The sequence below is a fragment of the Actinoallomurus sp. NBC_01490 genome, assembly GCF_036227085.1.
GTDB lineage: Bacteria > Actinomycetota > Actinomycetes > Streptosporangiales > Streptosporangiaceae > Actinoallomurus > Actinoallomurus oryzae.
The window spans coordinates 5238502-5261828 of record NZ_CP109433.1 but is presented as its reverse complement, the minus strand read 5'-3'; the positions used below and the strand labels follow the sequence as shown (position 1 = coordinate 5261828).

The 23327-nt window shown below is 68.0% G+C and carries 16 protein-coding genes and 1 pseudogene; 5 read left to right on the top strand and 12 right to left on the bottom strand.

Features of this window, described 5'->3' with window-relative positions; all coding sequences use genetic code 11:
- Nucleotides 1-63: 63 nt before the first annotated feature.
- The 5 genes from galT to chvE form a co-directional block, all read right to left on the bottom strand.
- The gene (gene galT, locus OG417_RS24690) at nucleotides 64-1113 is read right to left on the bottom strand and encodes a galactose-1-phosphate uridylyltransferase (RefSeq protein ID WP_329260601.1); all 1050 of its coding nucleotides are present in this window, start codon (nucleotides 1111-1113) and stop codon (nucleotides 64-66) included.
- Nucleotides 1114-1155: 42 nt separating this feature from the next.
- Complete coding sequence (locus OG417_RS24685; protein ID WP_329260598.1) at nucleotides 1156-2190, bottom strand: LacI family DNA-binding transcriptional regulator; 1035 nt, start codon at nucleotides 2188-2190, stop codon at nucleotides 1156-1158.
- Between the two features lie 14 nt (nucleotides 2191-2204).
- On the bottom strand, nucleotides 2205-3452 hold the full coding sequence (mmsB, locus tag OG417_RS24680) for a multiple monosaccharide ABC transporter permease (protein WP_285578870.1): 1248 nt from the start codon (nucleotides 3450-3452) through the stop codon (nucleotides 2205-2207).
- Nucleotides 3449-4996: a multiple monosaccharide ABC transporter ATP-binding protein gene (mmsA, locus tag OG417_RS24675; RefSeq protein ID WP_329260595.1), complete on the bottom strand. Its 1548-nt coding sequence runs from the start codon at nucleotides 4994-4996 to the stop codon at nucleotides 3449-3451. The genes mmsB and mmsA overlap by 4 nt, the downstream gene beginning before the upstream one ends.
- 65 nt (nucleotides 4997-5061) lie before the next feature.
- Nucleotides 5062-6198, bottom strand: coding sequence for a multiple monosaccharide ABC transporter substrate-binding protein (gene chvE / locus OG417_RS24670; protein WP_329260592.1), 1137 nt, complete (start codon nucleotides 6196-6198; stop codon nucleotides 5062-5064).
- 227 nt (nucleotides 6199-6425) lie between these two features.
- Between chvE and OG417_RS24665 the strand changes: the two genes are divergently transcribed.
- The 4 genes from OG417_RS24665 to OG417_RS24650 are packed head-to-tail and all read left to right on the top strand — an operon-like array spanning nucleotide 6426 to nucleotide 10946.
- Nucleotides 6426-7583: a mandelate racemase/muconate lactonizing enzyme family protein gene (locus OG417_RS24665; protein ID WP_329260590.1), complete on the top strand. Its 1158-nt coding sequence runs from the start codon at nucleotides 6426-6428 to the stop codon at nucleotides 7581-7583.
- On the top strand, nucleotides 7580-8593 hold the full coding sequence (locus OG417_RS24660; RefSeq protein ID WP_329260587.1) for a zinc-dependent alcohol dehydrogenase: 1014 nt from the start codon (nucleotides 7580-7582) through the stop codon (nucleotides 8591-8593). The genes OG417_RS24665 and OG417_RS24660 overlap by 4 nt, the downstream gene beginning before the upstream one ends.
- Nucleotides 8593-9552, top strand: a complete 960-nt coding sequence (locus tag OG417_RS24655) for a hypothetical protein (protein ID WP_329260584.1) — start codon at nucleotides 8593-8595, stop codon at nucleotides 9550-9552. The genes OG417_RS24660 and OG417_RS24655 overlap by 1 nt, the downstream gene beginning before the upstream one ends.
- Nucleotides 9549-10946: an aldehyde dehydrogenase (NADP(+)) gene (locus tag OG417_RS24650; protein WP_329260581.1), complete on the top strand. Its 1398-nt coding sequence runs from the start codon at nucleotides 9549-9551 to the stop codon at nucleotides 10944-10946. Before OG417_RS24655 ends, OG417_RS24650 begins: the two co-directional genes overlap by 4 nt.
- 102 nt (nucleotides 10947-11048) lie before the next feature.
- On the opposite strand, the gene OG417_RS24645 is transcribed toward OG417_RS24650, so the two are convergent.
- The 7 genes and pseudogenes from OG417_RS24645 to OG417_RS24615 all read right to left on the bottom strand — a co-directional run bounded on the left by OG417_RS24645 (nucleotide 11049) and on the right by OG417_RS24615 (nucleotide 22816).
- The gene (locus OG417_RS24645; protein ID WP_329260578.1) at nucleotides 11049-13433 is read right to left on the bottom strand and encodes a M14 family metallopeptidase; all 2385 of its coding nucleotides are present in this window, start codon (nucleotides 13431-13433) and stop codon (nucleotides 11049-11051) included.
- A gap of 508 nt (nucleotides 13434-13941) precedes the next feature.
- The gene (locus OG417_RS24640; RefSeq protein WP_329262514.1) at nucleotides 13942-14193 is read right to left on the bottom strand and encodes a CocE/NonD family hydrolase C-terminal non-catalytic domain-containing protein; all 252 of its coding nucleotides are present in this window, start codon (nucleotides 14191-14193) and stop codon (nucleotides 13942-13944) included.
- A gap of 1184 nt (nucleotides 14194-15377) precedes the next feature.
- Nucleotides 15378-15605 carry a hypothetical protein gene (locus OG417_RS24635; RefSeq protein ID WP_329260575.1) on the bottom strand — a complete coding sequence of 76 codons (228 nt, stop codon included), beginning with the start codon at nucleotides 15603-15605 and terminating at the stop codon, nucleotides 15378-15380.
- Between the two features lie 593 nt (nucleotides 15606-16198).
- Nucleotides 16199-16740: pseudogene (locus OG417_RS24630) on the bottom strand (IS5 family transposase).
- 794 nt (nucleotides 16741-17534) lie between these two features.
- Nucleotides 17535-18956 (bottom strand): non-reducing end alpha-L-arabinofuranosidase family hydrolase, encoded by a 1422-nt coding sequence (locus OG417_RS24625; protein ID WP_329260572.1) that lies wholly within the window; start codon nucleotides 18954-18956, stop codon nucleotides 17535-17537.
- Nucleotides 18957-18970: 14 nt separating this feature from the next.
- Complete coding sequence (locus OG417_RS24620) at nucleotides 18971-20419, bottom strand: endo-1,4-beta-xylanase (RefSeq protein ID WP_329260570.1); 1449 nt, start codon at nucleotides 20417-20419, stop codon at nucleotides 18971-18973.
- 906 nt (nucleotides 20420-21325) lie between these two features.
- Nucleotides 21326-22816: a cellulase family glycosylhydrolase gene (locus OG417_RS24615; RefSeq protein ID WP_329260567.1), complete on the bottom strand. Its 1491-nt coding sequence runs from the start codon at nucleotides 22814-22816 to the stop codon at nucleotides 21326-21328.
- A 309-nt stretch (nucleotides 22817-23125) separates the two neighbouring features.
- Here OG417_RS24615 and OG417_RS24610 point away from each other — a divergent pair, with 309 nt between their 5' ends.
- Nucleotides 23126-23281, top strand: coding sequence for a hypothetical protein (locus OG417_RS24610; RefSeq protein WP_329260564.1), 156 nt, complete (start codon nucleotides 23126-23128; stop codon nucleotides 23279-23281).
- Nucleotides 23282-23327: the final 46 nt, after the last annotated feature.

Below are 23327 nucleotides of genomic sequence, written 5' to 3'. Positions count from 1 at the left end.
TGAAAGCCTTTGTCGGCATGAACGAACACGATCGCCCCAGCATGTCGAGCATGAAGCAACGGCTCAGAGCTCACGGAGGCGCGCAGCGGCGGCCTCGGGGAGCACGTCGTTGATGTACGCGCCGCCGCCGGTCTCGCTCGTGGCGAGGAACTTCAGTTTGTCGGCGGTGCGCTGGGGCGTGTAAACGCGGGCGCACAGGTGCGCCGCGTCGCGTTTCGTACGAGCCGGGGCCTGGTACCAGTAGGCCATGTACGGCGTCGGGTGCTCATAGAGAGCGTCGAAGCGGCGCAGCACGTCGGCGTACAGGCGCATGAGCTCGTCGCGCCGTGCGGCGTCGAGGGCGGGCAGGTCGGGGACGCAGACGCGCGGGGCGACGTAGACCTCGTACGGCCAGCGGGCGGCCTCGGGCACATACGCGAGGAAGCCATCGGTCTCGGCCACGACGCGCGGCCCGGCGGCTTCGCGCGCGACCACCTCGCACATCAGGCATCGGCCGTGCTCCTCGAGGAACCGCTCGGCGGCGGCGAGCATCCGGCGCGGGGTGGGCGGGACATACGGGAAGGCGTAGATCTGGCCGTGCGGGTGCGGCAGGGTGGCGCCGATCGCCGCGCCGCGGTTCTCGAACAAGAAGACGTACTCCACGTCGGGGCGCTTCGCGAGGGCCGCCGTGCGGTCGGCCCAGGCGCGGCCGACGGTGGCCAGCCGTTCCGGCGGAAGGGCCGCGAAGGACCCGTCGTGGTAGCTGGTGAAGCACAGCACCTCGCAGCGTCCGCCGGCCGAGCCGCCGAGCGAGGGGAAGCGGTTCTCGAACGACACCACGTCGTAGTCCGCGGCCGGGATTTCGCTGAGGTGGTCACCGCGAGAGGGGCACAGCGGGCACTCGCCGGGCGCCGGCTGGTAGATGCGGTTCTGCCGGTGGGCGGCGACGAGGACCTCCTCGCCGTGCAGCACGTCATAGCGCAGCTCGGCGGCGGGCGCGTACGGGGGCAGGTCCCGCCGGTCGGGTGTGGAACGATCCTGCCCGGGCGCGTCGTCGAAGTAGATGATCTCTCTTCCATCCGCGAGCCGCACGGACGTACGAGCGGTGGACGCGGTGACGGCATGGGCCGACATGGTCTTCCTTTCACGGGGCAGCGAGCGCGGGGATGGGACGGGCTACGCGGGTGCCCGTCCGGCGCTGTTCCGGCTGACCAGCTCGGTAGAAATGATGATCTTGCTCTCGCTGCGGCGACCGCTCTCGATCTGCTCGAGCAGCAGGTTCACGCTGGACCGGCCGACGGCGGCGAAGTCCTGGCGGATCGTGGTGAGCGGCGGGATGAAGTACGCCGCCTCGGGGATGTCGTCGAAGCCGATCACGCTGACGTCCTCGGGCACCCTGCGGCCTGCTTCATGCAGGGCGCGCAGCAGGCCCAGAGCGTTCTGGTCGTTGGCCGCGAACACCGCCGTGACCTCCGGGTCGGCCGCCAGCGCCAGGCCGCGCTCGTATCCCGACCCGGCGCTCCAGTCGCCGGGGATGGTCGGCGGCACCGGTGCTCCGGCATCGGTCAGCGCGTCGCGCCAGCCGCGGTGGCGCTCGCGCGCCTCCAGCCACGACATCGGGCCGGGCAGGTGGTGCACGGTCCGGTGGCCGAGGTCGAGGAGGTAGCGGGTGGCCGCCCTCGGCCCGGTGTACTGGTCCACCCCGACGGCTGGGACGATCGTCTCGCTCTCCATGACCACAACGGGCAGGTCCCGTGGCAGGTGCTTGATGGTCTGGGTCAGCGGGGCATGGCCGGGGATCACGATGAGCCCGTCCACGCCCTGGCCGCGCAGCCGCTCGGCCGCCTCGGCGATCGAACGCTCGCTGGCCGACTGCAGCGCGATGACGCTGGTGAAGTAGTCGGCCTCCCGCGCGCAGCGCTCGATCTCACTGATCATCGAGGCGGGCCCGAACTGGGTCGCGTCGAAGCTGACCACGCCGAGTGTGCGCGACCGGCCGGTGGCCAGGGCACGGGCGAACGCGTTGGGCCGGAAGTCCAGCTGGGCGGCCGCTGCCAGGACCTTCGCCCGGGTCTCCGTGCTCACCCTCGGGTGATCCTTGAAGACCCGGGACACGGTCTGGTGCGACACCCCGGCGAGCTTGGCCACGTCCCGAAGGCCGGGGCGCGCCGTGACCCGCGCGTCGCCCCGGTCGTCGGGCTCAGTGGTCATGGGATTGATCCTATTTATCGGGAGGTGCCGGCCCGGCGCTTTGCCCAAACGTCGAACGCGACGGCGGCGAGCAGCACCAGGCCCTTGATCAACATGACCCGCTCGCTGGGCGCGCCCAGCAGGGACATGCCGTTGTTGATCACGGCCATGATGAGACCGCCGGTGATGGCGCCGACGACCTTGCCGACGCCGCCCTGGACCGCCGCGCCGCCGATGAACGCCGCCGCGATCGAGTCGAGCTCGAAGTTGGTGCCGGCGGTCGGGCCGGCCTGGTTGAGCCGTCCGGCGAAGATGACGCCGGCGATGGCGGCCAGCACGCCCATGTTGACGAACAGCAGGAACACCACGGACTTGGTCTTGATGCCGGACAGCCGGGCGGCCTGGAGGTTGCCGCCGAGGGCGTACATGTGCCGGCCGAAGACCGCGCGGGTGGTGAGCAGGGTGTACGCCAGGACCAGGACGGTCAGCAGGATGAGCACCACGGGCAGGTTCTTGAACCGCGCGAGCTGCACCACGATGAACATCACGACGAAGGCGGCCAGCGCCATCCGCACGATGAATACCGGCAGCGGACCGACGTTCTGGCCGTACCCCGCGCGGCCCTGGCGGGCCCGCCACTGGGTGAGCACGATGCCCGCGACGCCGATCACGCCGACGATCAGGGTGAACAGGTCCGCGCCGCCCAGCGGGCCCAGTCCGACGTTGCCGAAGTAGCCGGGCAGGAAGCCGTTGGCGAGCGTGCGGACCTGGTCGGGGAACGGGCCGATGCCCTGGTTGCCCAGCACGGTGAGCGTGAGGGCACGGAAGATGAGCATGCCGGCCAGCGTCACGATGAACGCCGGGATCTCGAAGTAGGCGATCCAGTAGCCCTGCCACGCGCCGATCAGCGCGCCCGCGACCAGCGTCAGCACCACCGCGAGCGGCCAGGGCACGTGGTGGTTGACCATCAGCACGGCCGAGATCGCACCGCACACGGCGACCACCGAGCCGGCCGACAGGTCGATGTGGCCCGCGATGATGACGAGGATCATCCCGATCGACAGGATCAGGATGTAGGAGTTCTGCACGAGAACGTTGGACATGTTCTCCGGGGAGAGCAGGCTCCCGTGCGTGAGGATCGCGAACAGCGCGACGATCAGCGCGAACGCGACGTAGATCCCGCTCTGCCGCAGGTTGACGGAGAAAATCCGGTCGGCCACGCCGCCGCGGGACGGGGGCGGAGCCTCGCCCTTGTCCGGGCGGGCCGGTGCGACGCTGCTCATTGGGCGATCTGCTCCTCGTCGTATCTGGTCATGAACTGCATCAGCCGCTCGGGCGTGGCCTCTGCGCGGGAGACCTCACCGGTGATGCGCCCGGCCGACATCGCGTAGACGCGGTCACAGATGCCGAGCAGCTCGGGCAGCTCCGAGGAGATGACCAGCACGGCCTTGCCCTGGTCGGCCATCTCGTTGATGATCGAATAGATCTCGTACTTCGCGCCGACGTCGATGCCGCGGGTCGGCTCGTCGAGGATCAGCACGTCCGGGTCGGTGAACAGCCACTTGGACAGCACGACCTTCTGCTGGTTCCCGCCGGAGAGCTTGCCGGTGACCGCGAGGACGCTCGGCGCCTTGATGTTCATGCTCTTGCGGTAGCCCTCGGCGACGCGGAACTCCTCGTTGTCGGGGACCCATCCCCGCCTGGCGAGCTTGCGCAGCCCCGCCGTCGAGACGTTGCGCTTGATGTCCTCGATGAGGTTGAGGCCGTACCGCTTGCGGTCCTCGGTGGCGTACGCGATGCCGTGCTTGATGGCGTCGCCGACCGACTTGATGCGGATCTCCCTGCCGTCCTTGTAGACCCGGCCGGTGATGCCGACGCCGTAGCTGCGGCCGAACACGCTCATCGCCAGCTCCGTACGGCCGGCGCCCATCAGGCCGGCCAGGCCGACGATCTCACCGCGCCGCAACGTGAGGTTGGCGCCGGACACGACGAGGCGCTCGTGCTGTGTCGGGCTGTGCACCGTCCAGTCCTCGATCCGCAGCACCTCCTCGCCGATGGTCGGCTCGTGCTCGGGGAAACGATGCTCCAGGTCGCGGCCGACCATGCCGGAGATGATGCGGTCCTCGGTCACGAGGTCCTTCTCCATGTCGAGGGTCTCGATCGTGCGGCCGTCGCGCAGGATGGTCGTCGAGTCCGCGATCGCCTTGATCTCGTTGAGCTTGTGGGAAATGATCACGCAGGTGATGCCCTGCTCGCGCAGACCGCGCAGCAGGTCGAGCAGGTGCGCGGAGTCGGCGTCGTTCAGCGCCGCCGTCGGCTCGTCCAGGATCAGCAGCTTCACGTCCTTGGACAACGCCTTGGCGATCTCCACGAGCTGCTGCTTGCCGACCCCGAGGTCCATCGCCGGGGTGACCGGGTTCTCGTCCAGGCCGACGCGGGCGAGGAGTTCGGCGGCGTCGGCGTTGGTCCGGTTCCAGTCGATCAGGCCGCGATGGGCGCGTTCGTTGCCGAGGAAGATGTTCTCGGCGATCGACAGGTACGGGCTGAGCGCCAGTTCCTGGTGAATGATGACGATTCCGTGCTTCTCACTGTCGCGGATGCCGGAGAAGCGGCACGGCTCGCCGTCGAAGTCGATCTCGCCTTCGTACGAGCCGTGCGGGTAGACCCCGGACAGCACCTTCATCAAGGTGGACTTGCCCGCGCCGTTCTCGCCGCAGATCGCGTGGATCTCGCCGCGCCGTACCACCAGGTTCACGTCCTGCAGCGCCTTGACGCCGGGGAACACCTTGGTGATCCCGCTCATCCGCAGAATCGCGTCGTCGGTCATGTCATGCCCTTCAGATCACGGCGGAGGGGCGGGCGACGCACACGGCGCCGCCCGCCCCAGGCCCGCTACTGCAGCTGCTGAGCCGTGTAGTAGCCGGTGTCGATGAGGGTCTTCTGGACGTTGGTCTTGTAGACCGTGACCGGCTGGAGGAGCATCGACGGGACGACCTTGTCGCCGTTGTTGTAGTCCTTGGTGTTGTTCACCTCGGGCTTGCCGCCCTTGAGGACCGTGTCGGCCATCTTCACGGTGACCGCCGCGAGCTGGCGGGTGTCCTTGTAGATGGTGGCGTACTGCTCACCCTTCATGATCGACTTCACCGAGGCGAGCTCGGCGTCCTGGCCGGTCACCACCGGGTACGGCTGGCCGGAGGTGCCATAGCCGGCGCTCTTGAGAGCGGACAGGATGCCGATCGACAGGCCGTCGTACGGCGAGAGCACGCCCTGGACCTTCGTGCCGCCGCCGTAGGCCTTGGTGATCAGGTCCTCCATGCGCTTCTGCGCGGTGGCCGGGTCCCAGCGCAGGATCGCGACGGTCTTGAAGTCCGTCTCCTTGCTCTTGACGACCAGGGTGCCCTTGTCGATGTAGGGCTTCAGGGTGGCCATCGCGCCGTTGTAGAAGAACGTCGCGTTGTTGTCGTCCGGCGACCCGGCGAAGACCTCGATGTTGAACGGTCCCTTGGCGGTGCCGTCGGAACCGTCCTGCTTCTTCAGCCCGAGGCCGACGAGAAGGGACGTGGCCTGCATGACGCCGACCTTGTAGTTGTCGAAGGTGGCGTAGTAGTCGACGTTCGGCGACTTGGTGAGCAGCCGGTCGTAGGCGATGACCGGGATGTGTTTGTCGGCCGCCTCCTGCAGCTGGGTCGTCAGGGAGGTGCCGTCGATCGAGGCGATGATCAGGAGCTTGGCGCCCCGGGTGATCTGGTTCTCGATCTGGTTGACCTGGGTGGGGATGTCGTTCTCGGCGTACTGGAGGTCGACCTTGTAGCCCAGCTTCTCCAGCGAGGCCTTCACGTTCTGGCCGTCGTGGATCCACCGCTCGGAGGACTTGGTCGGCATGGTGACGCCGACCAGCGCGCCCTTCGCCGAGTCGGCGCCCGCCGCACCCTTCTTGTCGACGGTCTTGGTGCTCGAGCCGCACGCTGCGGTCACGCTGAGGGCCATGAACAGCCCCGTGGCCATCGTGGCCATTTTAGTGAATCTCATGTCCCACCTTGGGTCGGGCCAGGCGGCTACGCCGGGGTTACGACTGGATTTCGCTGCCGTGTCCGGGAGTGTTACCGGTCACAAATCTGATGTCAAGACACAGTTCGAAAACACGGCCCACCACCTTCTAGCCGTTGACTTTGCCTATGCGACCGGTAACATCCGCGTGTCGTGAGGTCGTGGTGGCCCCGCCTCTGGTCCCGCAACACGAGGAGCACTTCGTACACATGCGCATCACCGGTATCTCGACACACGTCGCCGGCACGCCCTGGCGCAACCTCACGTTCGTCCAGGTCCATACCGACGAGGGGCTCGTCGGTGTGGGCGAGGCGCGGATGCTGAACCACACCGACGCGCTTATCGGCTACCTGGCCGAGGCCGAGGTCAACCACATCAGGGGCTCGGACCCCTTCGACATCGAGGACCTGGTCCACCGGATGAAGTACGGCGACTACGGCCGGGCCGGCGAGATCGTCATGTCCGGCATCGCCTGCGTCGAGATGGCCTGCTGGGACATCGTCGGCAAGGCCCTCGACCAGCCCGTCTGGCGGCTGCTCGGCGGAAAGGTCCGGGACCGGATCAAGGCGTACGCCAACGGCTGGTACACCGTCGAACGCACCCCCGAAGCCTTCCACGCCGCCGCCAAGAAGGTCGTCGAACGCGGCTACCAGGCGCTGAAGTTCGACCCGTTCGGCACCGGCACGATGGAGCTGGACCACGCCGAGACGATGCGCTCGGTCAGCCTCGTCGAGGCGGTCCGCGACGCCATCGGCGAGGAGGCCGAGCTTCTCGTCGAGATGCACGGCCGGTTCTCCCCGGCGACCGCGATCCGGCTGGCCGGGCTACTCGCGCCGTTCAAGCCGAGCTGGCTGGAGGAGCCCTGCCCGCCGGAGAACCTCAAGGCCCTCGCCAAGGTCTCCGCCCACACCGACCTGCCGATCGCCACCGGCGAGCGCATCCACGACCGCTTCGAGTTCCGCGAACTGTTCGAACTCCAGGCCGTCGACGTCATCCAGCCCGACATCTCCCACATCGGCGGCATCGCCGAGACCCGCAAGCTCGCCGCCACCGCCGAGACCCACTACGTGCTCATCGCCCCGCACAACGTCGGCGGCCCCGTGCTCACCGCCGCCAACCTCCACCTGGCCGCCTGCACCACCAACTTCAAGATCCAGGAGCACTTCAACGACTTCGCCGACGCGGCGATCAAGGGCGTGGCACCCGGCCTCCCCGAGGTCGTCGACGGATACTTCACCCTGCCGGAGGCCCCCGGCCTCGGTGTCGAGCTGGACCTGGACGCGCTCGCCGCGTTCCCCCGGCAGCGCGCCAACTTCAACCTGTTCGCCGACAACTGGCACCTACGTGACCCGGCCAGGACCAAGTGAGCCGGTCGGTACTTCTGGAGTCGCCGGGCCGCCAGCGGGTGGTCAAGGGAGAGGTGCCCGGCCCCGGGCCCGGTGAGGTCCTCGTCCGCGTCGCCGCGGCGGGCATCTGCGGCAGCGACCGCGAGCTGTACGAGGGCGGCCGCCCCGAGCCGTACCGGACGTTCCCCATCGTCCCCGGCCACGAGTGGTCGGGGACGATCGAGGAGGCCGGGCCCGGCGTCGACCCGTCCCTGGTCGGCCGGCCGACGGTCGGCGAGGGCTTCGTGAACTGCCAGGTCTGCGACCGATGCCGCGCCGGGGACACCAACCTGTGCGGCGCCGGCTACGACGAGATCGGGTTCACCCGGCCCGGCGCGTTCGCCGACCACCTGATCGTGCCCGCGCGGCTGCTGCATCCGCTGCCGGCGGGCACCGACCTGCGGGCCGCCGTGCTGCTCGAACCGGCGGCGGTCGCCGCCGCCGCCGTTCTCCAGGCTGCTCCGCTCGCCGGAGAACGGGTCGGCGTGGTCGGCGCGGGTACCCTCGGCCTGCTGACGATCCAGCTGCTGGCCGCCTCCTCCCCCGCCGAGCTCGTCGTCAGCGACCCCCGCGCCGGCCGGGAGCCGGTCGCGCGGGCGGGCGGCGCGACGGCCTACTTCCACCCGGACCGGCTCGACGCGCTGGACCTCGACGTCGTCGTGGAGACCGCGGGCGCCCGTGACTCGGCGGCGGCGGCCGCCCGGCAGGTGCGCCGGGGCGGCCGGCTTGTGCTGACCGGCATCCCGGGCGGAGCCCCGGAGGGGCTCTCCCCCTCGAGCATCGTCGGCCGCCAGCTGACGGTGACCAGCGTCTTCGGCGCTCCGGCGGCGGCCTGGACGTACGCCGTACGTGCGTTCACCTCCGGCCTGCTCGACCTCGCCCCCCTGGTCACCCACGAGCTGCCGCTCGAGGCCTACCCCGACGCGGTCGCGCTGCTCGGCCAGGGCGACGAGAACGTCGGCAAGATCATTCTTAACCCTAGGAGTCCGTGATGAGCCCTTCCCGTCATCCCGGCGAGCATCTGCTCGACCGGCTCGGCATGCCCGCCCGCAGCGCCGCCCCCGCCGGATCGGAGGCCCGTTTCCCCGACGGCGGGAGCTGGCGGACCGAGCTGCCCTCATGCGAGGGGCCGGAGGTCCTGGCCGCCGCCCTGGAGGAGATCGACCGCCTGGAGGTGCCGGTCCACCGCATCAGCCAGGGCAGTGGCATCTGGATGCTCACCGACGCCGAGATCACCGAGATGGTGAAGGCGTGCGAGGAGCGCGACGTCGAGCTGTGCCTGTTCGTCGGCCCGCGTGGCACATGGGACATCGGCGCCGGGGTCAAGGCGTCGTCCGGAGGTTCCGGTCCGCGCGCCCGGGGCCGTGACCAGCTGGCCCAGTGCGTCGAGGAGGCCGAGCGCGCCGTCGCGCTCGGCGTGCGCTGCCTGCTCGTCGCCGACGAGGGCGTGCTGTGGACGCTGCACCGGCTGCGCGCCGCGGGGGTGTTGCCGCAGGACGTCACGTTCAAGGTGTCGGCACTGGTCGGACCGGTCAACCCGGCCGCGTACACGATCTGGGAGAGGCTCGGCGGCGACTCCATCAACGTGCCGAGCGACCTCACCATCGGGCAGATCGCCGAACTGCGGGCGCAGAGCGACGCGCCCATGGACTTCTACGTCGAGGCCCCCGACGACCTCGGCGGCTTCGTCCGCCTCTACGACGCGGCCGAGCTGATCCGCTGCGGCGCGCCGATCTACCTGAAGTTCGGACTGCGCAACACACCCGGCGTCTACCCGGTCGGCCGCCACCTGCGCGACCTGGCCGTCAACGCCATGCGGGAGCGGGTGCACCGCGGCCGCCTGACGCTGGACATCCTGGAGCGTCTCGGCGCGGATGGGGACATGTCCCCGCTCGGCTCGCGGCTGCCCGGAGCCCTGAACCGCTTCCCCGCCGACGGAGACCCGCGATGACCTTGCTGTACGGAATCGACCCGCGGACCGGCGCGCGTCTGGAGCCGGGCGTGCCGGAGACCGGCCCCGACACGGTCGCCGCGTTCGGCGTGACGGCGGCGAACGCCGCCCGCCCGCTCGCGGAGCTGCCGCTGCCCGACCGTGCCGCGCTGCTGGACGCCGTCGCCGGCGCACTGGAGACGGCCGCCGACGAGCTGGTGCCGCTGGCCGACGCCGAGACCGCGCTCGGCCGTGCCCGCCTTACCGGGGAGTTGGAACGTACCACCGGGCAGTTGCGCCTGCTGGCCGGTGAGGCACGCCGCGACGGCTTCCAGCGGGACGCCGCCGAGCCCGGGTTCGTCCGGGCGCTGCTGCCGATCGGACCGGTCGCGGTGTACGCCGCGAGCAACTTCCCGTTCGCGTTCTCCGTCGCGGGCGGCGACACGGCGTCCGCGTGGGCGGCCGGCTGCCCGGTCATCGTGAAGGCCCACCCCGGGCATCCGCGCACGTCCGTCCGTACGGCGGAGGTCATCGCGGACGCGCTCGCCGAGGCGGGCGCGCCCGAGGGGACGTTCGCGATCGTGCACGGGCTGGAGGCGGGCCTGGCGCTCATCAAGGACCCGAACGTCAGGGCGGCCGGGTTCACCGGCTCGGTGCGCGGCGGGCGGGCGCTGTTCGACGCCGCCGTGAGCCGCCCGGACCCGATCCCCTTCTACGGCGAGCTGGGCAGCGTCAACCCCGTGTTCGTCACGCCGGGAGCGGTGGCCGCCCGCGGGGAGGAGATCGCGCGCGGGTATGTCGGCTCGTTCACGCTGGGGTCCGGGCAGTTCTGCACCAAGCCGGGGCTGCTCTTCCTGCCCGCCGGGCACGGGCTCGACGCCGTGCTGGCGGAGGCGGTCGCGTCGGTCGAGGCGCCGTCACTCCTCACACCGCAGATCGCGGCCGCGTTCGGTACCGGGGTCGAACGGCTCGCGGCCGGGACGCGCATCGTGGCGGAGAGCGCCGGGGCGCACCTGGTCGCGGTGACCGCCGAGGAGTTCGCGGCCCGGCCCGAACTGACGGAGGAGTGCTTCGGCCCGGCCTCCGTCATCGTCGAGTACGCCTCGGAGGAGGAGCTGCGCGCCGCTGCCGCCGCCGTACCCGGCTCGCTCACCGCGACCGTGCACGCCGAGCCGTCCGACACCGACCTGGCGCGCGGACTCGTCGCCGAGCTGACGCGGCACGCCGGCCGCGTCGTCTACAACGGCTGGCCCACCGGCGTCGCGGTCAACCGGGCGATGCACCACGGCGGGCCGTGGCCCGCGACGACGGCACCACTGCACACGTCCGTCGGCACGGCCGCGATCCGGCGCTTCCAGGTCCCGGTCACCTTCCAGGGCCTGCCGGAGGAGCTGCTCCCGCCGACCGTGGGGTGAATCCATCCGTTGCCGACGTGATCACCCGCCTCACCGTCTGAGCCGGGTGACGACGAAGGGAGGTACCGACCGGAGCCGGTACCTCCCTCTCGTGATCATTTCCTAGTGACCGCCGACCCTCACGACCTCATGGCGGTAGCCGGTGTGCCGTCCGTCCGGCTTGTAGTTGTTCTCCACGTTGCCGGCGATGTCGACCGAGAACCATCTCACGTCGGTCGTCTTGTCAACGGTGAGTGACTCAGCGCCCTCGCGCAGGCCGGCGGCCTCGAGCTTCGGCGACTTCAGCGTCGGCCGGCTGCCGTCGAGTGTGTAATAGACGGTCGCCGGCTCGTTCACCTTGAACGTGAACTTCGTGCTGCTCGCGTCCTGGCCGGTCACCGACAGGCTGGACCTCGGGTCCTTCTTGTCCTTGCCGTACGCCAGGGCGACCTCGAGGATGCCGATCTGGCCGTTGGCGAACTCCATCGCCTCCTCGTGGCCCTCGGCGAAGTCGGGCTGGAAGCCGACCTCGTCGTACTCCCCGGTCTGCGCGTTGTACTTGTCCGCGCCGACCTCGAAGTCCCAGCCGATGATGCCCTTGTTGTACCAGGCCTCGTCGGCACTGTTCCCCGCCGCCGAGTACAGGACGTCGGTCACCGGCCCGGTGCGGCCGGGCCAGATGGCCGTGCCGCGCCACTGCTGCACCGCGTTGAGGATGTGGTCGGACGCGGACCAGAAGTAGGTCTCGGTGCCGAGGTCGACCGGCGGCAGCGTCTGCCGGCCGTCCAGCTTGTACGCCCCTGGAGGCCACATGAAGTAGCCGCCGTAGGAGTGGGTGTTCATCGCGAACTTGATGTTGGAGTACTTCTGGGTCAGCCACACCTCGTTCTTGGCCTCGGGCTCGGACAGCTCACTCGGCCCGGAGTACGTCTCGCCGCGGCAGTTCGCGGACCCGCCGCTGTAGCCGTCGAAGTACGAGCCGACCGAGAAGTTGCGGTTCACGTCGACGCCCCACGCGTTACGGCGTGCCGGGTCGGAGTCCGCCGGGCCGCAGTAGTTCGTCATGTTCCGGCGCTGGAAGTTGTAGTCGTACATGCTGTAGTTGGCGCCATCGGGGTTGACCGACGGGACCACGAAGATGTCGAGGTTGTCGACCAGCTTCCGGGTGGCCGGGTCGTGCTGGTAGTTGCGCAGCAGCCGCTCGGCGGTCTCCACGCAGGTCAGCGGGGTGACCCACTCACGCGCGTGCTCCTGGCAGTAGAGGAAGACGCCGGGCTGGGACCCGTTGCGCTTCGTGCCGATCCGCAACGCCTGCACCTGGAACGGCTGACGCTTGACGCTCGCGGGAGCCTTCAGGCCGTCGGAGAGCCTGGTCGCCGGCGCGGCAGCCACCACGCCGGCTCCCGCGTCGCCCCGGTACGTGCTCGCGGTGAGCAGCTTCGCCGCGGACGCGTCGGCGCCAAGCGCCGCCACGACCTGCGCGGCCGTACTCGCGACCTGTCCCGCGGCGTCCGTGGCGAGGTGGACGACGACGTCCTTGCCGGTAACGGACACCGACAGGGCGGCGCCGGCGGTGCCCGGGTTCTCCAGCGCCACCGAGATGTCATTGCCGCCGTCCGAACCATACGCCTTCGACGACACGTAGAACGTGCTGGCGGCGGCGGTGCCGAACTGCGCCTGCGCCGCGCGGCGGTAGCCGTTCGTCTTGTAGGGCAGATTGATCAACTGGGTGAGCTCGGGGAACTCCTTGGCCAGCGAGTCGATCCGCTGATAGACCTCTTCCGGGTCCATGTAGTGGTCGACGAAGTCGCTCACGTAGTGCGGGTTCGGCTTCTTGCGGGGCTCACCCAGCCACTTCGTCACCGAGACGGTGACCGACCCGCCGCTCGTGCTGGTGATCCGCACCTTGCTGGGCGTCACGTTCACCGGCAGCGGTGAGTTGAACCGGTCGTACATGTACTGGCCGTCGTCGGTGAACCGCGACATCGTCGCGGTGCCGCCCGAGCCGATCTCGGTGCCCCGCCCGCTGTCCCAGGCGACGGTGAGGATGTTGGTCGCCGAGCTGTCGCTCGTCTTCACCTCGACGTTCAGGAACCGCTGCCCGTCGGGCAGGCTGGTGAACCACTCGGCCCGCAGCGCGGTCAGCGTGTCGGTGCCCTGCGCCTGGGCGGCGAGCGAGTTCAACGTCTGCGACCGCTGCCGGCGCACCTTTGCCGCGTCGGCCTGGTCGGCGATGGCGCCACGGACGTCGAAGCCCTTGGCCTTGAGGTCCGCGGACTCCTGCGGGCTGAGGACGGCGTTCACCTCGATGCCGCCGGCCACCGGCTTGGTGTACTCGGCCAGGTCAACGCCCATCTGCTGGAGCCGTTCGATGCCGGCCTGGTCGGGTACGACGATGCGCACCAGCGCCACGCCGTCCTGCTCGAAGCTGGACTTGCGGTCCGGTGGTACGAGGCCGGGTTGCGTGACCGCGCCACTGGCAACCGGTATCAGGGGGAGACACAGCATCAGAGCCAGTGGGAGGGCGAGCCATCTCCTGCGCCCTTTCGCCCAGGCAGGCTTGCGAATCATCCTCATGGAGGCCTCTCGGTGTGAACGGATGAAGGCGTCGACAGATACCGCAAGATCCCCCAAGAAACGGACAAACAGTATTTATTTACTCTTTAGGCGGCAAATAAATCAAGCCACTATCCATCACAATCCGAGGCCACGATCGGCCAGGTTCAACTCCGCGAGCCCTGTGGGGTGCAGATACTCGATTACGGCCGTGACCATTGCCTTCTTCGCCACGGCTCTGTACTCGTTGATCAGGCCGTCGAGGACCTCCTCGCATCTCAGCCGGGGATGTCGAGGTCGGTGGGAGCTACCGCCCAGCTCCGGTTGTGGTGGTCGCCGGTCGGGGGGTGCGGTGAACAGGGCGTTCGGGCACCTGAGCAACACGGCGCCGACGGGTAACAAGGCGCATGCGTCAGCCGGCAATGACTGCGCCGTGATCACGCGACCGGCCGTCAGGTGATCACGGCGGCCGGGTCGTCAGCGAGGAACGACGGGCAGGTGAGCGACGCTGCCGCCGGGCTGAAACCGTGACCTTCGCACCGGCCGGATAGCGCAACGTGTAGTCGTAGGAAGTGGAGATCACGACCACAACGAGCCGGTGACCGGCCTTGAAGACGTAGTCGTTCGGCTGGAAGTCCCAGCGGAGGCCATACGTCTTCCCCGCCTTGAGCGGCTCGGTATGTGACGGGTCGTGCCGGTTACGTGCGTCCAGCCAGCCACGACGCCGGTGAGGGCGATGGCGCCGAGCATGCGTCGTCGCCTTAGGCCTCCGTTGAAAGGAGGGTTACGGCATGTGGCATTTCCCGTGGATGGGGTAAAAAGTCGCAATGCCCGGGAGCCAGACGACCGATTCCGGTCGGGCGGCCGCGCATCATCCGCCGCTTGTTCGGCTCGGTGAGCTACCCGGGCGACAGACGTACCTCCAGGTCCAGCCGTGACCGCTACACCACAGCAGCGCGCACAGCGCTATCCGTTCCGGCCCGCAGAGGTGAGGGCGATGCGCTCGACGCTGACAGGACGTGGCGGCCCGGCAGAGGGTCGGTGAGGAGGCTGCCGACCGCTCCTGTCTGCCGACCACCGGCCGCCAGAGCTACCGAGCAGGAACGGTCGAATAAAGTAGATAGGAACCCTTGCCGGTATGCGGTCGCAGCGGACAGTCCCTTGAGTGGGTTCCGGTCACATTGAGCGGCCGGAGCATCGTAACTACCATTTACGAAAGGGCTAAATAGTGCGAACACGAATCGCTCGCTTGGCAGTTATCGCGGGCGTGACCACCGCTGCCACCCTCAGTCTGATCGCTGGTACGGCATCCGCTAGTACGCGATCCTCCAGCTCCTCGTCAATGGGGGTGGGCTGGTATCAGACGAAGACGCAGTGCGAGGGCGGGGCCGCCTATTTCCTGCGTCACGGATACGACTGGTACATTTGCTCGTATTACGGGAGTCATGAGCCTGAGCCGTGGTACCTTGCGGTCGGAGAATACTAGGCTGCATCCGATCTGATCTTTCGCGGGGAACAGGCTGCGGCTGTCCCGCGACCTGTCGCGAGACAGCCGCAAACTTAGCGGGTAGATGAGATGCATTGTCGAAATGATCCGTTTGAGGTCAAGGGCGGCAGCCTGGCGGTCCGCCGCCAACTTTTCCTTGCCGAACTACGCCTGACCAGGTCAAAAATAGCTGGGCTGGCCTGAGTCTTGCTGGGTTCAGCCTACTCGGTCCCGAGACGATCGCACCGGCATGCTCGGCCAGCGTCCACCCGTTCTTACACTCCAGCCCTGACATGTACTCCCGGACCCGCTCGCGCAGCTCCGACTGAACAAACCGGTCCGCGGGCCGCGCGTGCACCCGGTCCAGATCCGCGACAACCACATCGACCGACCATACGCACCATGATCCACTACAAAGCATGAGCCAAACCGGTCGGTTGCCAGCGCTTGCTGCAATGCTTGCTTGGACTAGAGGAACAGATTGGGAGGCCCGTGATGGTGGCTGCCAATAAGGCGAGCGTTGCCGCTTTGAACATTTTCTTCAAATGTTTTGTGATATTCACAATCGCAATGTGGCTTTCGGTAAGCTGGCCGCCTGACCTTGTGATGGTACCGGCCGCAGTGATCTTCGGTGTCATCGTCGCCTCCATCCTCACGATCCAACACGTAAGACGGGTGCGACGACTTGGAATCGAGCCGGGTCTATGGGGCTCAGTTCGTCATAACCGGACTGTTGCCCTGTCCTTGTCGTGTGAGGAGGCCATCCGACTAGTCGATTGGGCGGCTCGATCCTGGAGGTGGAAGGTCCGGCGGGTAGACGCGGGCCGACCGAAGATAACCGCTGTGACACGGATGTCGTTGCAAAGCTGGGGGGAACGGGTCACCGTCACCGCCCGTCCGATGGGTGCTGGTTGTGAGGTGGAGGTGTCCAGTCGGCCATTGGTACCGCTGACTCTGGTCGACTATGGCAGGAACTTCATCAACATGCAGCACATGATTGCCTTCTTGACCGAGCGCGCGACCGAGAAGTCACAGATCAGAGAGACGCCCCAAACAGAACCCGGCCCATAGGGTGGCTATCTACGGCCAGCGGGTACGGCAGGGTAGACGGCAATACGTTCGGCTTCACGCTGCGGGTGGCTAGCTGGGCGACAACCACCTCAAGCCGCACAGGATTGACCGAATGCTCCTTGTGTGCTTGTGACCTCCTCTGGCCAGCGAGCGTCCCGGCCTACGGCTGGCTGGCGACGAACGCAAGGAAGTGGTCGGCCTTGCGTTCGTAGCGGCGGTGGAGTCTGCGGTAGTCGTTCAGCTACGACATCGTGCGTTCGACCACCCAGCGATGCCGGCCCAGCCGCTGGGAAGACTCGATGCCGCAGCGGGCGATGCGCGGTTTGATTCGGCGCCTGCGCAGCCACACGCGGAGATGGTCGTAGTCATAGCCCTTGTCGGCGTGAAGCTTGGCCGGTCTGCGGCGACGCGGCCCGCGCCGGGAACGGATCGGCGGGATGCCCTGCACCAGCGGCACCAGCGCCTGACTGTCGTGGGTGCTGGCCGCCGAGATCCCGACAGAGATCGGCAGTCCACCCCGTTCGGCGATCAAGGATCTTCGACCCGTTCTTGCCGCGATCGACAGAATTCGGGCCCGTCAGGTCCCCGCACCTGACGATCGTCGTACCGGCGCCGGCCACCGCCCTGGGGTCGTGTCGGCTTCGGCGGCACGACCCGTTCGAACAACTCCCACAACTCGTCGGGAACCAGACGCTCCACCATCGAGCCGGCAGGGTCCTACTGATCGCCCCAATGAAACGACCTCTAAGCACAAAGGATGTGCCTTCGGTTCGCCCCCGCCGACTTGAACCCCATCTCGCCGCGGACGAGCAGTGGCTGGAATCGAGGTCGCTAAATCGAGGTCGCTAAGTAGCCAGACATCAATCAACGACCGAGAGGCTGCGTTTCCTTGACGATCCCGACCGAAGCTGGGCGACGCCGGCCAGCCCAGCAGGGCTTGGTCGCAATCACGTCCATGGTCTTGAGATGGCTCCGTCCGAGGTTGGGCGTCGAATGGGCGATGCCAACCTCTCCAGCCCTCGCCGAACGTCCTTCAACGGCGCTCTATCGACACCGCTGACCTGCGCCTTCACGCATCCCCGCTGGTCACCCGCTCCCCCGGGCTACCTTGACACGGTAGAGGTCACTGGTTCAATCCCAGTATCACCCACCAGGTTTCATCTGGTCAGCAGCCCGGACAACGGAGACGGTGGCCGGGCTTTCGCTCGTTCGACGGTCATTTGACCGTGTCCGGTTTCACGACGCCGCCGTTCGGCGGGCACCGGTCCGGGTTTGACGCCCGCTCCGCAGGTCGATGAACCGGCCCTCCCCCGTCCGAGCTTCCGCACGCCGCCACGCGCGCACGGCATCCACCTCTTGATCGCACCGCTCTGTGAAGGTGCCCCTCCCGCGCGGGAACCTGGTCGACTCGACACCGTCGGTTCCGTTGCGGAAGGGGCACCCGGCTCACCTGCACCCCGGCGGTCACCGGCCGGCGATCACCGTGATCACGCGGGCTAGCGCTGCAGCGTCAGCAGACCCGGACGCCACGGCAGTTGGTCGTAGGGGCCGCCGGCGCTGGGGGACTTGCCCTGGTAGAGGAATTGGAGGTTGCAGGGATCGATGGTCATGGTCTGGTCGGGGTTGCTGCGGACCAGGTCACCATGGCTGATGTCGTTGGTCCAGGTGGCCCCGCTGTTGGCCTTGCCCGCGAACGGGTTGCTCTCGCTGGCGGCCTGCGGAGTCCACGAACCGCTCAGGCTGGAGGCCGTGAACGAGCGGAAGTACCGCCCATTCGCCCCCATGGCCTCAACGATCATCAGGTACTGGTTCTGACCCTGGACCTTGTAGACCTGGACCGCCTCGAACAGGTTGGCCGTCGAGTCGCTCATCACCGTCGTGTACGACGAGCCGAAGTTGCCCGGGAAGTTCCCGATCGGCATGCTCGCCCGGTAGATCTTGCCGTTGTCACCGGCGAAGAACAGGTACATGTTCGAACCGTCACCGATCAGCGTCTGGTCGATCGGGCCGGTGCCGGAACCCGAGATGCTGCCGGTGAACAGCGCCTGTGGCGAGGACCAGCCATTGGGATTGGTGGGGTCGCTCGACGTCCGGTAGATGAAGGGCCACGCACCCCACTGGTACGCCAGCACCCAGATGTTCTTGGGCGCGAAGTAGAACAGCGTGGGCGCCACCGTGGCCTGACTCATCCCGGTCTGGCCGGCCGAGGCCATGTCGGACCAGTTCGTGAAGGGGCTGAAGGCCATCGAACCGTAGGAGGATCCCGACACGTTCGACGCGTAGACCAGGTGCTTGCCGTTGTAGACGACGTTGGTGAAGTCCTTGAGCGAGACCCACCCGTGCTGCGGTGTCGCCAGCACACCCGTCGACGTCCAGCGGTACGTCGACGGAAGAGAGCACGTCGCGGGCGGGCCCGACAGGCCGGTCCACTGCTGGCCGGCACCGCCGTTGCACGTCCCGATGTCCACCGCGGTGCCGTTGGCCGTGCCGGCGCCCACGGCCTCCAGGCACAGCCCGGACTCTACGCCGACCACCGTGCCGTCGGAGTTCACGCGCCACTGCTGGTTGGCACCACCGTTGCAGGTCCAGATCTCCACCCGCGTGCCGGCGGCGGTCGCATGGTTCGGCACATCCAGGCACTTGCTGCCGTACACGGTCAGCCGGCCGTCGGTGGTCGAGGTCCACTGCTGGTTCGCGCCGCCCCAGCAGTCATAGAGCTGCAGGTAGGTGCCATCGGTCTGGCTCTGACCCAGCACGTCCAGACACCGGTTGGAGCCGACGCCGCGCAGGGCACCGGTGACGTCGGCCCGAGCCGGGGTGGCCATCGGCGCGACCGCGAGGACGGCCGCGGTCGTGGCCACCGTTGCCAGCGTCGAAGTCAGCGCGCGGCGCTTCTTCCTGATACGTGATCTGTACATGGGGACCTCCCGGGTCAGCTGGAGACGGACCACTTCTGGTTGCTGCCGCCCCAGCAGGAGTACAGCTGGATCTGGGTGCCGTTTCCGGTGCCCTGGCCCGCGGCGTCCAGGCACAGTCCGGACTGGACGCCGACAATGGTTCCGTCCGAGTTGACGCGCCATTTCTGGTTGTCGCCACCGTGGCAGGAGTAGATCTGCACCTTGACGCCGTTGCCGGTGCCGGCGGCGTCCAGGCACTTGTTGCCGTAGACCTTGAACTCATTGGCGGAGGTGTAGCTCCACTGCTGGTTGCTGTTGCCATTGCAGTCCCACAGCTGCACCTGGGTTCCATCGGTCGTGCTCGCGTTGGGCACGTCCAGGCAGCGGCCGGAGGCGACGCCCTTGATCTGTCCACCGCCATCGGGCGGCGGGGAGGACGACCCGCCGTTGAGGGCGTTGAGGACGGCGGTGTAGGCGGGCTTCTTGTTGCCGTTCCCGTCGAAGAGGAGTGGAGTGTCGCCGGACCGCCAGGAGTCGCTGTCCCGTACCCCCCAGACCGTGATGCCGACGCAGCGCGAGACGGCCAGACAGTCGTTGGTCACGTTGGCGTAGGTCGTGGGCGAGGCGCCCTGGACGTCCAGCTCGGTGATGGCCACGTCGACGCCCAGGGCAGCGAAGTTCTGCAGGGTGGTGCGGAAGTTGCTGTTGTACGGGTCGCCGCTGTTGAAGTGGGACTGGAAGCCGACGCAGTCGATCGGGACGCCGCGGGACTTGAAGTCCCTGACCATGTTGTAGACGCCTTGGGTCTTGGCGGCGTTCCAGTTCTCGATGTTGTAGTCGTTGTAGCAGAGCTTGACGTTCGGGTCGGCCGCCCGCGCGGTGCGGAAGGCGACCTCGATCCAGTCGTTGCCGGTCCGCTGCAGGTTGGAATCGCGCCGGCCGCCGGAGCCGTCGTCGGCGAAGGCCTCGTTCACCACGTCCCAGTAGGCGAGCTTGCCCTTGTAATGGGCCATCACCCCGTTGATGTGGTTGATCATCGCTTGGCGCAGGGCGCTGCCGCTGAGGCTCTGCATCCAGCCGGGCTGCTGGTTGTGCCAGGCCAGGGTGTGGCCGCGGACCCGCATTCCGTGCTGCACCGCCCAGTTGTAGACCTGGTCACCGGCGCTGAAGTTGAACTGCCCCTGCTGGGGCTCGGTGGCGTCGATCTTCATCTCGTTCTCGGGCGTCACCATGGTGAACTCGCGGCCCGCGATCGTGGTGTACACCGAGTCGCCGAGCCTGCCGGAGGCGATGGCGGTGCCGAAGTACCGCCCGCTCTGCGCCGCCGCCGCGCCGAGCGTACTCTCCGCGGCATTCGAAGGAACCGCCCCCGCCAGCGCGACGGTCGTCGTCCCGACGACGCCGAGGGCGAGGGCGACCAGGGCCCGGCGGAAACGGCGGACGGATCGCCGGGTTCCGGGCGAAAGTTTTTCTCTGGTGCTCACTCCTGAGCCTCCATAACTGAAGCACGGGAAATGCCGGAAACGCGGGGACAGCCCCGCGGAATCGACGCCGCGTCCCTTCGCCGGGAACGCACACCACCAAGGCATCGCCAGTTGGTGGGCCTTGCCACGCCGGGCACGCCCAACCGCCTCGGAGAATCAGTGTGGATAGCGCCCCGAAAACATGTCAAGTCTTTCGAAAATGTTTCGGTTACTGATCACGGTCCGCCTCTGTCCCGTACCTTTCCCAGTGGGCGGGTATGCCACCGAAACCTTTCGACGATCTCCCACTGAGCGTGAATCGCCAATGAAAACTTTCATGACGGTGCTTCACCGGCCAGGTGTATTCACGCCGATAACACCAGCTGAGCCACAGTCAGGCTCGTAGCGTTATTCGCGATGCGCAGCGGGCGCTTGACATACCTCCCCGACTCATATTTGCTCCGCCCCACCACCACCTTCGACCGACCCGCGGAAGAAAGGAGCTCGATCGACCGTCCGGATCGTCAGCGATGACATTCCGCCCACCGCGCCCGTTGTCGCGTCCGGCGCTTCGATCAGCGTGAGCGCCGGACGCGACAACGGCGACGCCGCCGTCGGTATGGAACCCGTACCAACGAGGTCCGGACCCACCCTGTCCGGCATGCCGCCCGGCAATGGCTTCCAACGGCAAGCCCCCTGCTACTCACCAGCCTGAGGCACCTCAGGCTCGCCAGGTCGGCGCCGCGTTGCTCACCATCGATCCGCCCTTCCAGGGTCATGCCTTCGCGTGTCCGCCGTCGTCGGCCACCGGCCAACCCCAGGGCGCCTCTCCACCGAGACCGACCCGTTCTCGGCCAACGGGCCGGTCGGTGGACGCGGTCGCGCGGTCACCGCGGACGCCCTTCTCGGACCGCGATCAGGCACGGGTCATGCAGCGGTGCATACCGGGGTGACGGCGGGGTTGGCGCCCGAGTAGGTCGCCTGCACTCCGAACGTCGTCGACGTGCCGGGGCTGAGAACGCCGTTGTGGGAGACGCTCGTCGCCGTAACGTTCGCGCCGGACTGGGTGACGGTGGCGTTCCAGGCGTTCGTGATGGACTGGTTGCCGCCGAAGGACCAGGTCACCTTCCAGTTCTTCGTGGCGGTGGTTCCGGAACCGGTCACGGTCACGGTGGCGGTGAAGCCGGAGCCCCAGTCGTTGTCCACATGGTAGGAGGCGACGCAGGCAGCGCTGCCCGACCCTCCCCCGCCGCCGCCTCCCCCGTCGCCGACCGGATCGAAGGCGGTGGACTTGATGGAGGCGAGATAGGCGTCCTTCGTGGTGTTGACGGTCGTCCAGTCGTCATTGAGGATCCCGCCGGTGTCACCGGAGTTCGGGTTGAGGCTCCAGAACGTCCACTGGAACGCGTCCGCGCCGTACTGCGCGGTGGGACGCAGATACTTCACCAGCGCGGCGAGCCACTGCTGGTCGATGCCGGACTGCAGCGTGGTGCCGAACTCACCGACCCAGACCGGCGCGACGTTCTGAGTGAACAGATAGCCCCAGAACCGGTTCCAGACGCCGGGCAGGTTGGCCGGGAACGAAGAATCGTGGAACCAGGTCTGGTCGGCCACGCTGGTGGCGTAGTCGTGCGCGGAGTAGACCAGCCGGTTCGCCACCGAAAGGCGCACCGGGTAGGTGCCCGCACCCTCGAGATTGCCGCCCCACCAGCCGGAGTCGCCGTTGTAGGTCTGGATGCCCTCGACGAAGATGAGCAGGTCGGGGTTGACCGAGAGCACCGCGTTGCCTCCTCGTTCGGCGGCCAGCCGCCAGTCGATCGAGGTGTCTCCGCAGCCCCAGCAGGCCGGGTCGTGCGGCTCGTTGTGCAGGTCGATGCCCACGACCGCCGGGTTGTTCGCGTACCGGGTCGCGAGCGCCTTCAGGTCAGCGATCCAGGTGGCCTCGCTGACGCTGGAGGTGTACCAGAGGGCGGACTGACCGGAGGAGTCGGGGCGGTGCCGGTCCAGGATGACCCGCAGCCCGACGGACGCCGCGTAGTCGACGATGTGGTCCATCACCTGGAGCGACGTGAGGCCCTGCAGGTCGGCGTTCTTGCCGCTGGAGAAGTCGATGCTGTCGGGTACCGTGCCGGATTTGAAGATGTCGTCGGAGTACGGCAGCCGGAGTGTGTTGTAGCCGAGCGACTTCACCTGGTTCAGCAGGTCCTTGTAGTCCCGGCTCCAGAGGCCGTGCACCACGTGGTTCGCCGTCTCGAAGCCGAACCAGTTGATGCCCGCGATGCGCACCGGGTGGCCGCTCGCGTCGAGGATCTGCCGGCCGCTGGTGTGCCAGTAACCACCACCCGCGGCGCGAGCCTTCGGCGCGAGGGAGACACCGCCGGTGAAGGCGGCGAGCAACGTCAGGAGAAAAGCCACCACCAACAAAGACCTGGTCCTCGGGTGTGTTCCGGGGACGAGCATGACACCACCTCATCTCGCGTTACGCGATTCAGGCCTCCGGCGCGTACGGCACCGGGGGCGACGGCCGGCGACACGGCGAGGGCGGGGGACGCCGTGGACGTCCTCGCTCCGTCGTGTGCCGTCAGGACACCGCCGGATAGGCGTTCTGCGGCAACTGGTGGAACTGGGCGAGAGCCAGTGCCTGGACAGCGGGGCGTTCGCCAGTGCGCGCTGTTGCCGTTGCGGGCGTTGCCGCCATGGACCGGGTCGCACATCCGGTCGAAGCCCTTGCCTTCGTCGTTGGAGATCGCCGAGCTGGAGCCGTCGGACTCACCCGGCGGCCACAGCCGGGCCGGCGAGTCGTCGGTGAAGACCCGCCCGTCGTCCTCACAGATCACCAAGGCGATGGAACGGCCGTACGGCACGGCCCGGTCGCGCACGTGACCGAGCCGGTCCATGGTGCTTTCGACCTGCGAGCGGGTGTGGTGAC